Origin of the sequence: Sphingomonas sp. 67-41 (genome assembly GCF_001899725.1) — a bacterium.
Classification (GTDB): domain Bacteria; phylum Pseudomonadota; class Alphaproteobacteria; order Sphingomonadales; family Sphingomonadaceae; genus Sphingomonas; species Sphingomonas leidyi.
This window is the reverse complement of the sequence record NZ_MKWJ01000007.1, coordinates 56,730-69,321: the sequence shown is the minus strand read 5'-3', so window position 1 is coordinate 69,321 and position 12,592 is coordinate 56,730. Positions and strand designations below refer to the sequence as shown.

Annotated in this window: 12 protein-coding genes; 5 read left to right on the top strand and 7 right to left on the bottom strand. The window is 63.6% G+C overall.

Annotated elements, in window-relative coordinates:
* Positions 1 to 28: 28 nt before the first annotated feature.
* Both BGP17_RS03585 and BGP17_RS03580 read right to left on the bottom strand, forming a co-directional pair.
* Positions 29 to 676 (bottom strand): TetR/AcrR family transcriptional regulator, encoded by a 648-nt coding sequence (locus BGP17_RS03585; protein ID WP_286711032.1) that lies wholly within the window; start codon positions 674 to 676, stop codon positions 29 to 31.
* 9 nt (positions 677 to 685) lie between these two features.
* On the bottom strand, positions 686 to 1,357 hold the full coding sequence (locus BGP17_RS03580) for an SDR family NAD(P)-dependent oxidoreductase (protein WP_286711031.1): 672 nt from the start codon (positions 1,355 to 1,357) through the stop codon (positions 686 to 688).
* Between the two features lie 132 nt (positions 1,358 to 1,489).
* Here BGP17_RS03580 and BGP17_RS03575 point away from each other — a divergent pair, with 132 nt between their 5' ends.
* Positions 1,490 to 2,215, top strand: coding sequence for an enoyl-CoA hydratase/isomerase family protein (locus BGP17_RS03575; protein WP_286711030.1), 726 nt, complete (start codon positions 1,490 to 1,492; stop codon positions 2,213 to 2,215).
* Here BGP17_RS03575 and BGP17_RS03570 read toward each other — a convergent pair.
* Positions 2,192 to 3,118: an NAD(P)H-dependent flavin oxidoreductase gene (locus BGP17_RS03570; RefSeq protein WP_286711029.1), complete on the bottom strand. Its 927-nt coding sequence runs from the start codon at positions 3,116 to 3,118 to the stop codon at positions 2,192 to 2,194. The two genes, BGP17_RS03575 and BGP17_RS03570, sit on opposite strands and share 24 nt — an antisense overlap.
* 178 nt (positions 3,119 to 3,296) lie before the next feature.
* Between BGP17_RS03570 and BGP17_RS03565 the strand changes: the two genes are divergently transcribed.
* Genes BGP17_RS03565 through BGP17_RS03550 form a run of 4 tightly spaced genes read left to right on the top strand, consistent with a single transcriptional unit; the run spans position 3,297 to position 7,837 of the window.
* Positions 3,297 to 4,076: an SDR family NAD(P)-dependent oxidoreductase gene (locus BGP17_RS03565; protein ID WP_286711028.1), complete on the top strand. Its 780-nt coding sequence runs from the start codon at positions 3,297 to 3,299 to the stop codon at positions 4,074 to 4,076.
* A gap of 10 nt (positions 4,077 to 4,086) precedes the next feature.
* Positions 4,087 to 4,908, top strand: a complete 822-nt coding sequence (locus BGP17_RS03560) for an enoyl-CoA hydratase (RefSeq protein WP_286711027.1) — start codon at positions 4,087 to 4,089, stop codon at positions 4,906 to 4,908.
* A 9-nt stretch (positions 4,909 to 4,917) separates the two neighbouring features.
* Positions 4,918 to 7,116, top strand: coding sequence for an acyl-CoA dehydrogenase family protein (locus tag BGP17_RS03555; protein ID WP_286711026.1), 2,199 nt, complete (start codon positions 4,918 to 4,920; stop codon positions 7,114 to 7,116).
* Between the two features lie 40 nt (positions 7,117 to 7,156).
* Positions 7,157 to 7,837 (top strand): TetR/AcrR family transcriptional regulator, encoded by a 681-nt coding sequence (locus tag BGP17_RS03550; protein ID WP_286711025.1) that lies wholly within the window; start codon positions 7,157 to 7,159, stop codon positions 7,835 to 7,837.
* Between the two features lie 50 nt (positions 7,838 to 7,887).
* Here BGP17_RS03550 and BGP17_RS03545 read toward each other — a convergent pair whose 3' ends face one another.
* From BGP17_RS03545 to BGP17_RS03530, 4 genes are all read right to left on the bottom strand, one after another.
* Positions 7,888 to 9,111 (bottom strand): amidohydrolase family protein, encoded by a 1,224-nt coding sequence (locus BGP17_RS03545; protein ID WP_286711024.1) that lies wholly within the window; start codon positions 9,109 to 9,111, stop codon positions 7,888 to 7,890.
* Positions 9,112 to 9,145: 34 nt separating this feature from the next.
* Positions 9,146 to 9,568: a Zn-ribbon domain-containing OB-fold protein gene (locus BGP17_RS03540; RefSeq protein ID WP_286711023.1), complete on the bottom strand. Its 423-nt coding sequence runs from the start codon at positions 9,566 to 9,568 to the stop codon at positions 9,146 to 9,148.
* Positions 9,568 to 10,896: an amidohydrolase family protein gene (locus BGP17_RS03535; protein ID WP_286711022.1), complete on the bottom strand. Its 1,329-nt coding sequence runs from the start codon at positions 10,894 to 10,896 to the stop codon at positions 9,568 to 9,570. The genes BGP17_RS03540 and BGP17_RS03535 overlap by 1 nt, the downstream gene beginning before the upstream one ends.
* Positions 10,897 to 10,975: 79 nt before the next feature.
* The gene (locus BGP17_RS03530; RefSeq protein WP_286711021.1) at positions 10,976 to 12,592 is read right to left on the bottom strand and encodes an AMP-binding protein; all 1,617 of its coding nucleotides are present in this window, start codon (positions 12,590 to 12,592) and stop codon (positions 10,976 to 10,978) included.

Genomic DNA, 12,592 nt, shown 5'->3' with positions numbered 1-12,592 from the left:
GAGGCCGGGGCAAGCGTTCCGGCCTCCCCTAACCGTCCGGCGCGATCATGCGGGTCAGCACCCGCGCCTGCGCCGCGCGCATCCGCTCGGGCGGGATACGCAGCTTCGGCTCGCGCTGGATCGCCCCCGCCAGCCGCTCGATCGATGCGAACAGCACGATACTCTCGGCATAAGCGTCAACCTCGTCGAGCGGCGGCTTGAGGTGGGGCGCCTGCTGGAGCAACCTGGCGAACCGGTCGAGCACCGCCTCGGCCCAGCGACCGCGCAATGCCGCAAAGCGCGGCTCGCCGCGGTCTGCCTCCATCATCCGATAATAGAGAATCGCGCCGTGGCGATCCCATTGCTCCGCCAGCATCGCGAGGAATGCCTCGCTGTCTGCCGCGACCCTGCCATTGTCATGGAACACATCGAGAGCGGCGAAAGCCGAAAGCATGTCCGCAGTTGCGGACTCGCTTAACGCGTACAGCATGTCCTGCACGTCGCGGAAATAGATGTAGAGCGTGGCGGGCGCAGTTCCTGCTTCGGTCGCGATCGCAATCGCGGTCAGGTCGCGCGGGGAGGTATGCGCGAGCAGGCGAAATGCAGCGTCCATCAGCCGCTGGCGCGTCTCCCTGCCCTTGCGCCCGAGGACGAGGCCCGTTGCGTTACTATCGGCTGGTGAAATGCCTCCGCTCATGCGCAGCTTCTATGCGCCACCACCGCCGAGCGAAAGCCGGATACCAGCGCCCGTCACCGCTTCGGCCTCGTCGGAAAGCAGGAAGGCAATCGCTTTGGCGGCGCTGGCGGGCGTCACCCAGCCGCTGGTATCGGCATCCGGCATGTCGTTGCGGTTGGCGGGCGTGTCGAGAATCGTCGGCAGCACCGCGTTGACCCGGATGCCGCTGCCCCGAAGCTCCTCGGCCAGGCTTTCAGTCAAGGCCATCACGCCGGCTTTCGAAGCAGCATAGGAAGCCATGCCGAACCCCGGTCCAGTCGCCGCGGCCGCGCCAACATTGACGATTGCCCCACTGGTCATGTGCTCAAGCACGGCTCGGCATGAGGCGGCGGCGGTGCGCAGATTCATCCGATACATCGCGTCGAAGCTGTCGAGGCTTCCTCCCTGTACAGGCTCCCAGGTGAACCCGCCCGCGACATTGACCAGCCCGTCGATCGAACCGAGCTTCCGCACCGCTTCCGCATATGCAGTTGCCACCGCCTCGTTATCCGCAAGATCGACGCCGCCGATCGCCAGATCGTCGCTGGACTCCGGAACGGGCGCCATATCGACAACAGCGACACGATGCCCTCGCGTCCGCAGTTCCTCAACGACGACGCGGCCGAGTGCACCAAAGCCGCCCGCGACGATAACATTGCTCATTGTCTAACCTCATCGATCGGTGTCGCTCCGGTCCTATCGGGGTGAACCCGGGCAACAAACCCGGCGGTCAAAGCATCCAATATGCGATGCGCTCCGTCTTGCGGCTCGCCCGGCTTCGACCGACACTGAGCCATGTCCACCATCTTTCGCGAAGACATTGACGGTGTCGCCGTGCTGACGCTCAACCGCCCACAGGCTCTCAACGCGCTCAACACAGCGTTGCTTGCTGAACTCGACGTCCATCTCGACCGAATTGAAGCGGACGACAGCCGTGCCTTCGTCATCACCGGCGCGGGTAGAGCCTTTTGCGTCGGCTCCGATCTTAAGGAAGGCGGCGGCGATCCCGAGGGACGCATCCGTCACATGCATGGCCTGATGCTGCGAATGCACGGCTTCCCCAAGCTCGGGGTTGCGGCAATCACCGGCTATGCGCTGGGCGGCGGGCTCGAGGTTGCGATGGGCTGCCATTTCCGCATCGCCGATCCGGGCGCTCAATTTGGCCAGCCGGAAATCAAACTGGGCCTCATGCCTGCCTATGGCGCCACCCAGACGTTGCCACGTCTGATCGGGGAAAGCCGAGCGCTCGATCTGATGCTGAGCGGCGATCCGATTGACGCCGCGACCGCGCTGGCCTGGGGATTGGTGGACCGGATCGCCGAGAATGTCGTCCGCGCGGCAATCGACTTCGCGCTCAAGCGCGCGGGCAACCGCCCCTTTGCCGAAGCTGCGATCCACGAAGCGATCCGCGCAAGCGACCTTCCGCTCGAACAGGGTCTCGCCGAGGAGCTGCGCCTGTCGCTTGCCGTAGCGGGCGGTGAGGAAGCCAAAGCCGGCCTAGCTGCGTTTCGCGCCCGCTAACGCGTCGTCATATTCAGCGACCAGCCGGTCCACAAGTTCACGCACAGGCGGTGCGTCCGCGATCGCGCCAACCCCCTGCCCCGCCGACCAGATGTCTTTCCACGGCTTCAGTCCGCCCAATTCGGCGAGAGGCGCGGTCGCGGCGGCGAACAGGTCTGGATCGAGGCCGCGCCCGGCAATCGATGTCTTGAGGAAGTTGGCGGGCGTCCCGCTAATGCCTCGCGTGGCGAGCACATCCTTGGCCGTCGCTTCGATCAACAAGCGTCTGTAATCCTGCGCAACGGCCGCCTCTTCGGTGGCAATGAACCGTGTCCCCATATAGGCGAGGTCCGCGCCCATCATCCGCGCCGCGGCGACGTCGCGTCCGGTCGAGATCGCTCCGGCGAGCAATATGGTGCCATCGAAGATCGAGCGAACCTCGTTCATGACCGCGAACGGATTGAGCCAGCCGGTATGCCCACCTGCCCCGGCAGTCAGCACGATCAGCCCGTCCACGCCTGCAGCTGCTGCGATTTCGGCGTGCCGCGCACTGGCGACATCGTGGAAGACGGTGCCGCCATAGCTACGCACGGCTGCGACCACGTCCTTGTCTGCGCCGAACGAGGTGATCACCAAAGGCACTCGCCGTATCACCGTGAGCGCCAGGTCTTCACTCAGTCGCGTGTTCTGCTTGCCGACAATGAGGTTCACGCCATAGCGCGCATCATCCGGCCCAAGCGCCGCGTCGATCGTATCGAGCCATGCCCCATAATCCGCCGTGTTCCGGCAATTGAGCGACGGAAAGGTGCCAATCACGCCGGCTTTGCAGGCGGCAATCACCAACCCGGGATCGGACACGAGAAACATTGGCGCGGCCACCACCGGCAGCCTTAGGTTGGGCTTCAAACGGTCAGCGATGCTCATCGTCCGCTCCTTAGCGCGGCATCTAGAACGCGCGATACGGCCATGTCTCGCGCCACGGGAGAACGCATCACAACCATGCGCTTGGGCAGGCCCGGATTGCACAGCACTCAGCCGAAGCATAGTCGCCGTACGGTATGGGGCAGCCAGGATCATGCCGCCCGCATCTGGAGCAGGATTCATGAAGCTGGACTCGTCGATTTCCGCAGTGGTCACCGGGGGCGCCTCCGGGCTTGGCCTCGCCACGGTGAAAGCGCTTCGCGCGCAGGACGTGAAGGTCGCAATTCTCGATCTCAACGCGGAAGCCGGCGAACGCGCAGCCGCCGAGACCGGCGCGATTTACTGCCAGGTCGATGTATTGTCCGATGAATCGGTCGACGCAGCCTTCGCGAAGGCGCGCGCGGCCAACGGCCAGGAGCGTATCCTCGTCAACTGTGCGGGCGGCGGCAACAGCGCCAAGACCGCGGGCCGCGATCGCAAGACCGGCGAGATCAAGATGTTCCCGACCGACAAGTTCGCCTGGGTGCTGATGCTCAACACCGTCGGCACTTTCCGCTGCATCACCCGCGCGGCCGCAGGCATGCTTACGCTCGACCCCATCGATGGCGAGCGCGGCGCGATCGTCAGCACCGCCTCCGCCGCAGCGCAGGACGGCCAGATGGGTCAGGCGGCCTATTCGGCATCCAAAGCCGCGGTCGTCGGCATGACCCTGCCGATCGCGCGCGACCTTTCCAGCGAGGGCATCCGCGTCAACACCATCATGCCGGGCATCTTCGATACTCCGCTGATGATGGGAGCGCCGGACAATGTGAAGGAAGCGCTCGCCGCTTCGGTCCCCTTCCCCAAGCGTTTCGGCAATCCGTCCGAATATGCCAGCCTGGTGCTGGAGATGGTCCGCAACGGCTATTTCAACGGCGAGACCGTCCGTCTCGACGGCGCCATTCGCATGCCCCCGCGCTGAGGAAATCCAGATGAGCTTCATCCTCTACGAAGTCCGCGATCGTGTCGCGATCATCACGCTCAACCGGCCGGAAGCGAACAACGCGCAGCATCCGCCCTTGCTGGCGGAGCTGGACGCCGCGTTCGACAAGGCGGCGGCGGACGACGATGTTCGCGTCATCATTCTCAACGCCAGCGGCAAGCATTTCTCGGCCGGACACGACATCTCGGCGGAAGTCGTGAAGCATGAGCCCTGGCTGTCGATGTTCGATGACGTCGATCAGAACGGTCTGATGCGGATGTATAAATGGGAGTCGAAGCACTTCCTGGGCTATTCGCAGAAGTGGCGGAACCTCCCCAAGCCCACCATCGCCTCGGTGCAGGGCGCCTGCGTGGCGGCTGGCCTGATGCTGATCTGGCCGATGGATCTGATCGTCGCGGCAGACAATGCGCGCTTCTCGGACCCGGTTGTCCGCATGGCGATCGGCGGCGTCGAATATCACGGCCACACCTGGGAGTTCGGCGCGCGCAAGGCCAAGGAAATGCTGTTCACCGCGCGCTGGATGAACGCCGAGGAGGCCGAGAAGATCGGCATGCTCAACAAGGTGGTGCCGCTCGAGCAGCTCCATGAGGCGACGCTCGATCTGGCCAACAGCATCGCGCAGATGCACCCGCACGGGCTGATGATGGCCAAGCGCGCGGTGAACCAGACCATGGATATCCAGGGGCAGTATGCCGCGATCCAGGCCTGCTTCGACACGCACTCGCTGGGCCATGCCAATGCCTGGGCCGCCGATGGCCGCGCCACGCTCGCCAATCTCGACGAAATGACGAAGGCCAACAAGAAGGCCTGAAGGATCGACATGCAGCTCGCGCTTTCCGAAGACCAGACTCTCCTCAAGGACACGGTCACCAGCCTGTTCGAGGATCAAGCGACGCCGGAGCGCATCCGCGCCGCGGAAGCGACCGGCATCGACAACGCGCTATGGGATCAGCTGGTCGAACTCGGCATCACCGGCATGCGCGCGGTCGCACCCGAGGATGGCGGCATGTCGCTGATGGATGCCGCGATCGTCGCCGAGGCGGCCGGGCGCAGTGTCGCGCCGGTGCCGCTGATCGAGGCGATCGTAGCAATCGGATTGCTTCACCGGGCGAACGCTCCGGCGGAATTGCTGGCCGAAGTCGATGGTGGCGCGCTGGCGACCCTTGCGCTGGCGCCCGTCGAACCGGGCAAGGTTCAGCCGATCCTCGGCGCTTCGATTGCCAAGGTGATCGTTGCACTGGATGGTGGGGAGTTGGTCGCCTTCACGGAATTGAGCGCAGAGCGCGCCCCCAATATCGCGGCGGCAGCCGTCGCGGCGCTCGACCTTTCCAACGCTGGCGGCACCCGGATCGTGCTCGCATCCGGCGCCGATGCCCGCGCGCTGTTCGAAGCTGCGGTCGAGGAATGGAAAATCCTCACCGCCGCTACGCTCGCAGGCCTTGGCCGCCGTGCGCTTGAGATGGCAGCGGCCTATTCGGTCGAGCGCGTGGCCTATGGCGCGCCGATCGGCAGCTTTCAGGGCATCGCCCATCCGATGGCGGACGCAGCGACGCACATGGACGGCGCGAAGCTTCTCACCTGGAACGCCATCAGCGCGATCTCGGCTGGCAGCCCGGAAGCCGGAGCGCGCGTTTCGATGGCCTATTGGTGGGCCGCGCACGCGGTCGACCAGGCGGTGCAGCATGCCGTCCGCACCTTTGGCGGCTACGGCCTCAGCCTCGAATATGACGTCCAGCTCTATTTCCGCCGCGCCAAGCTGCTCGCGCTGATCGCCGGCGATCCGGTCCACGAACTCGACCAGGTCGCGGCGCGGCTGTGGGACGATGCGCCGGTGACACTGCCCGCGGCAGGCGATGTCGGCATCGATTTCACCTGGGGCGCTGACGCGGACGCCTATGCCGCAGAGCTCCGTGCCTTTGTCGAGGCCAACATGACGCCCGACGTCGAGGCCAGAAAGCATCATTCGACGGCGGGCCATCATCCCGAATTCCACAAGAAACTCTCGGCGGCGGGACATGCCTTCCCCGACCTCGGAGCAGAGGGCCAGAAGGTGCGCTCACGCTACGAAGTCATGGCGGCGGCGCCGCTCTGGGAAGACATAGCCTGGACGCGCACTCCGGTGGCGGTGACCGAATTCGTCGCCAAAATGACCCAGCTCTGGTCGCAGGACTCGGTCCGTGACGAGATCATCGGCGAGATCGTGCGCGGCGAAGCGCTTGGCGCGCTCGGCTTTTCCGAACCCGCATCGGGATCCGATGTTTTCGGGGCGAAGTTCAGCGCGGTTCGCGACGGCGATGACTGGCTGCTCAACGGCCAGAAGATGTTCACCACCAACGGCCATCAGGCCGACTACATCCTGATGCTCACCCGCACCGACAATAGCGGCAAGAAGCATCAGGGCCTGACGATGTTCATCATGCCGATGAAGCTGCCCGGGATCGAGCTGCACCCGGTCTATACGCTGCAGGACGAGAAGACGAACATCACCTATTTCACCGACGTCCGTGTCCCCGATAAATATCGCGTCGGCGAGGTCGGCGACGGTGCACGTGTGATGGCATCGGCGCTCGGTTTCGAACATGGCGGCGCAGGCTATCACGCGGCGCAAAGCGCGATGATGAAGCGTGCGGTCGCATGGGCGCGCAAGCCCTCGGGCAATGTCGGCGCTCCGATCGGGGATCCCCATGTCCGGCGCGTCCTCGCCAAGGCGGCGGTCAACAGTGAAGTCGCCGAAGTGCTTTGCCGCCGCCAGATCTGGGCCGATGTCGAGGGTATTCACGATCTCAGCTTCGGCCCGATGGCCAAGATGTTCACCACCGAGACGATGTACCGTGACGCCAGCGCGATCGTCGCGGCGGGTGGCGCCGCATCGCTCGTCCGCGGGCTCGACAAGGACATGGATTATGTCGAGGTCACGATGCGGCGCGCAATTGCGATGACTGTGTATGGCGGGACGAGCGAAGTTCACCGCAGCCTGATCGCCGAAAAGTCCCTCGGGATGCCCAAGTCGCGCGGCTGACAGCTTGACACCGGGCGCCGTGCGCGGTTCCTGCGCTGGGATGGACGAGGTCAACAAGCAGGGGCAATCGATCGGCCGAAAGGGTGCGGAGAGCCGCCGCCGGCTGATGGATGCGACGCGCGAGCTGATTGCGGTCGAGCCCGCACACAAGATTACCGCCAGCGCCATCGCGCGCGCCGCCAAGCTCGCCTCGCAGACCTTCTATCTTTATTTCAAGGATATCGACGAAATCCTGCTGGCGCTCAGCCAGGAGGCCGGTGCCGATATGCAGGACGTGCATGACGCGCTCGGCTCGGCATGGGAATCGGCGCCGCCGGCCGAACAGGCCGGGCGGTTCATCGAGGCCTTCACTGCCTACTGGGACCGCCACCGCGCGATCCTGACGGTACGCAACTATCTGGCCGACAGTGCCCATCCCGCCTTCCTGACCATTCGCCAGGATACGGCGATGCCGCTGATCAACGCCATCGCCGACCGTATGATGGCCGCGCATCCAGACCATGATCTCGAACGCAAATCGGCCTTCGCACGTAGCGTGATCATCTATTCGGCAATCGAGCGCATGGCGGCGCGCCCGGCGACGATGCGCCACAATCCATCGATGCTGAGCCTGGCTGATATTCAGCAGGCCGAAGCGGACATCCTGACACTGCTTTTCACGCCGACGCGCGCCAGTATCGACGAGCAAAGTCTTTTGGCCGCACCACGCAAGCAGGCATAGAAAAGCCGGCCCCGGACTATGCCAGGGCCGGCCTTCGAAATTTGACGCGCTTAGCGCTTGCCCTCGAGCAGGCCCTTCAGGTTGCTGCTCATGAACATCTCCTGCTCCCTGGCCGAGAAGTCCTTGACCTCGTCGAGGAAGTCGAGCGGCTTGGCCAGGCCCTCGGCGTGCGGCCAGTCGCTGCCGAACACCAGGCGCTCGACCGGCACGAACTCACGCAGCTCGTTGAGATCCTCTTCGTAATAAGGCTCGACGAACACGCTCTCCTTGAACGTGTCGATCGGGTGGCGCTTGAACGCTTGCGGCATCTGGCCGTGCGCGCGCTTGAACATCTTCATCAGATGCGGAACCCAGATCGACCCGTTCTCGGCCGACATCCAGCGGATATTGGGGAAACGGTCCATCACGCCGTGCGCGATAAGCGCCGCGATCGTGTCGGCGATCGAGCGACCCTGGGTGTCCATGCACGCCTTGAGCGGATCGGAGCGGTCAAACGCTACCATCTCGCTGCCGCCACTGCCCCACCAGCGATAGATCTGGTCATAGCCGCTGTCGGACACGTGGAGCACGACGAAGATGTTGGATTCGTTGACCTTGGCCCAGAACTTGTCGAACTCCGGCAGCCCCGGCGAGCGCGGCCCGAACACGCCGGGCACCGGCGCCGGCCGGATCAGGATGTGCCGCGCGCCTCGCGCCAGCGCCCAGTCCAGCTCCGCGCACGCCAGATCGACGTCGGCGAGGGAAATGTAGGCGCAAGGATAGAGCCGGTCCTTGTAGTTGAAGGTCCATTCGTCGTGCACCCAGGCGTTGAGCGAATGGACCAGTGCGGCCATCAGCTTGACGTCGTTGCCCATATGACCCTCGATGATCGAGGCGAGGGTCGGGAAGATCAGCTGGGCATGTACGCCCTGCTCGTCGAGCAGCTTGAGGCGCGATTCTGGCTCGCCGAACTCCGGCTGATAAGCGAGCGGATCGCCGGTCAGCTCGCGTAGCGACAGGCCCTTCTCGTTTTCGCCACGATACCAGATCTCATGGCTGCCCGGCGCCGCGACCACTTCGAACGTCGGGTTCGGGATATAGGAACTGATATGCCCGTTGATCGCCAGCTTGGTGCGCCCTTCGACCTGCACGTATTGGAAGCTGCTGTGATATTGCCTGGGCAGGTGACGGCGGAACGTGTCCATCGTCTCATAGATGTGCCCGTCACCGTCATAGACCTTGTAACCCAGTTCGCGGGTTTCCGGCTGCCGTTCGAGTAGTGCCTGGACCGCCATCGGTTCCTCCTAATCTTGATCTTCAAAAATCGGTTCAGGCGGCCTGCACTGCGCCGTCGGGCGCAAACATCGGCAGCCAAACATCCTCGTCCTGCTCGAACGTCACCGCGACCCGCATTCCGATGCGCGCTGCCTCGGGCGCAGTGCCAACGATATTCGTCGTCAATTGCAGGTCATCCTGCTCGTCGAGCTTCACCACGGCGATCGCGTAAGGGACATCGAGGCCGGGGCCCCAGGATTTGTAGTTCAGCGTCAGGCTGAACACTTCGCCCTTGCCCGACAGCGGCTGCGGACTGAGTCTCTTGCTCAAACACTTGCTGCAAATCGGCCGCGGCGGATTCACCCAGTTGCTGCAGGCGTCGCAGCGCAACATGCGCAGCACGCCGTCCGCACCGCTGGTCCAATAGAAGCGATTTTCGTCGCTCAACTGTGGGAGCATCCGCTGATAGCCGGGCATCAGGCCGCTTCCAGCTCGCCGTCATTCTTGGCGACGTCGGTGAACATCTTGGTGATGTCGCCCGACGTCACCGGACGTTGCACCTGGCCGGGCTCGAGCGGTGCGGGGCCGCCGAACGATTGCGGTGCGGTGTTCACATGCTCTCCCGCCTTGCGCAGCGCGCCGACCGTGCAGTTCTCGCGTCCGCCCATCATCCCGAACGCATCGAAGTTGAACAGGCGCATCGCGTTGCCATGCGTGATCTTCGCAACCGCCTGGTCCGAGATGCCCGAAAGCGTCGCGAGCAGCCGATCGGCAGATTCCGGCCACACCGTGTCCGAGTGGGGATAGTCGCACTCATAGGCGACGTTATTCTCACCGATCTTGTCGAGATTCTCGAGACCGAAGGCATCGTCGATAAAGCAGGTCAGGAAGTGCTCGCGGAAGACTTCGCTCGGCTTCTTTCCGCCGAAATCGGCATGGGTCCAGGCCTTGTGATGCTCGTGCACGAAATCCGCACGCTCAAGGAAATAGGGGATCCAGCCGATCCCGCCTTCGGAAAGCGACACCTTGAGAGGCAGACGCTGCAAAGCCTTGAGGTGAAGCCAGTCGGCCGCAGAATTGACGATCGAGATCGGCATGGTCGTGATCCACGCATCGATCGGGGACTCCATGGAAGCATGCGGCGCCTGCGCACCCGATCCGATATGGATATTGATCACGATATCGTGGTCGGCGCACGCGTTCCACAACGGCTCCCAATGTTCGTTATGGATGCTCGGCTGTCCCTTGAGCGACGGGTTGTCGCTGAAGGTGATCGCGTGACAGCCCTTGGCCGCGACGCGCTTGATCTCCGCGACGGTCGCTTCGATATCCCAATAGGGCACGATCGCCAGCGGGATGTTGCGGCCCGGATAGCTGCCGCACCACTCGTCGATATGCCAGTCATTATAGGCGCGCAGCAGCGTGAGCGCATTCGCCTTGTTCTCGAAGCGGTGGAACAGGCCGCCGTCGAACGTCACGACGCTGGGGAAGTTGAGCGAGGCGAGAATACCGTTCGCGTTCATATCCTCGATGCGCGAATGGATGTCCCATGCGCCCTTGCGCATTTGCTCGAAGGAAACCGGCTCACAGCCATATTCCTCCTTCATCCGCCCCACGACTGCATTGAGCCCGATCGAGCCGGTGCGCTTGCCTTCATAGAGCCAGTAATCGGCGCCGTTCCTGTCCTTGCGCAACTCGGGCTTGATTGCCCTGTGCTGCACCGAGAGGTGCGCGTCGTACATGGTGGGGGGCTCGACGATATGATCGTCGACGCTGACGATGACGAGATCCTCGACCTTGCGCATCACATCCATCCTCTCATAACTGACATGTTGTTGGTTTTATCTACGCGATTCGCCGCCCGGCGTAAAGTCCCGGTTCGCCTCAGCGTTTGACCAGCTCGACTTGTGAAGCTTCGCGGTCCCAGGTGCCCTCGGTGATGCCCTGGTCGCGAAGCTCATACTTGAGCACGCGGCCGACCGGGTTCTTGGGAAGCGCCTCGCGAAATTCGATGAAGCGCGGCACTGCGAAATAGGGAAGGTTATCGACCGACCAGCGGCAGAGCTCTTCCTCGGTGATCGTGGCGCCGGGCACCAAAGTGCAGGTCGCCTTCACATCGTCTTCCATGTCCGCAAGCACCGCATGGACGGCGACTTCCTGGATATCCGGGTGCAGGCTGAACACGCCCTCGACTTCCATCGACGAGATATTCTCACCCCTGCGGCGGAGGTAATCCTTCTTGCGATCGAGGAAGAAGAAGAAGCCGTCTTCGTCGAACATGCCGATATCGCCGGTGTGGAACCAGAAATTGCGCAGCACCTTCATCGTCTCGGCGGGGCGCTTCCAATAGCCCTCGAACATCACATGCGGCCGCTTGGGACGGACGATGATCTCACCGGCCGTGCCCGCAGGCAGCTCGACATCATTGTCGTCAACGATCCGCACGTCGAAATCGTCATTGTGATGGCCCGACGCCTTGCCGGGCTGAGTTTCGTCGATCGAGATGCTGGTCACGATCGCACACTCGGTCAGGCCATATCCGGCCGGTCCGCGCACATATTGGGGCTTGAACCGCTCGCGCCAAACCTCCTGCAGCTCGGGCGGAAACGGTGCGCCCGCGGCCACGCGGAGCTGGCCGACGCAGCGTTGCTGGGCTTCGTTGGGCGCGGCTTCAGCGATCAGGCGGATCATCGAAGACAGGATCTGCGTGACAGTCGCGCCGGTCCGCTCGATCTCGGGCCAGAAGTTCGAGACCGAGAAACGCGGATAGACCGCAGCCTTGGCTCCCGACATCAGCGCAGGCATCACTGTCGCGGTGTACTGATTGAAATGGAAGCCCGGCAGCGGGGTCCAGATCACGTCATCGGCGGTGTATTTCTGCACTCCCATCAGCTGGCGCGCCATGTTGCACACATAGTTGTGGCTGATCATGCACCCCTTCGACAGGCCGGTGGTGCCCGCGGTGTAGATCAGCATCGCCAGGTCCGAAGGCGCAGGCGTGAAGCCGGTCGGCTCCTCTGTCGGCACATAGGCCGATTCGAGTGGCCGAAGGTCCAGCTTGTCCGCGCCGTCTGCCCGCATTTCGCCCTTGACGAAAAGCACGCGCGCGTTCGGCAGACCGGCCTCGACTGCGATCAGCCGCTCGACATATTCCTTCTCTGCGACCAGCACTGCGCCATCCGCGTCGGATGCCTGATGCCGCAGATACTCTCCCTTATACGCGGTGTTCAGCGGGACATGGATCGCGCCGATCTTCGCGCAGGCGAACAACAGCAGGATTTGCTCGATGCAATTGTCGAGCACCGAGACGACGCTTTCGCCATGCTTGGCGCCCGCCGCGCGCAGCCCGTGCGCCAGGCTGGTGCTCTGCGCATCGAGATAGCCGAGCGTGTATTTCTTGCCCGAGAAATCGATGAATTCGTAATTGGGGCCGCTGCGCGCAAGCGCCTTCTCCAGCTCCTTCAGAACCGTCGTCTGCTCGCCGGGGGACCAGGTCGTCAT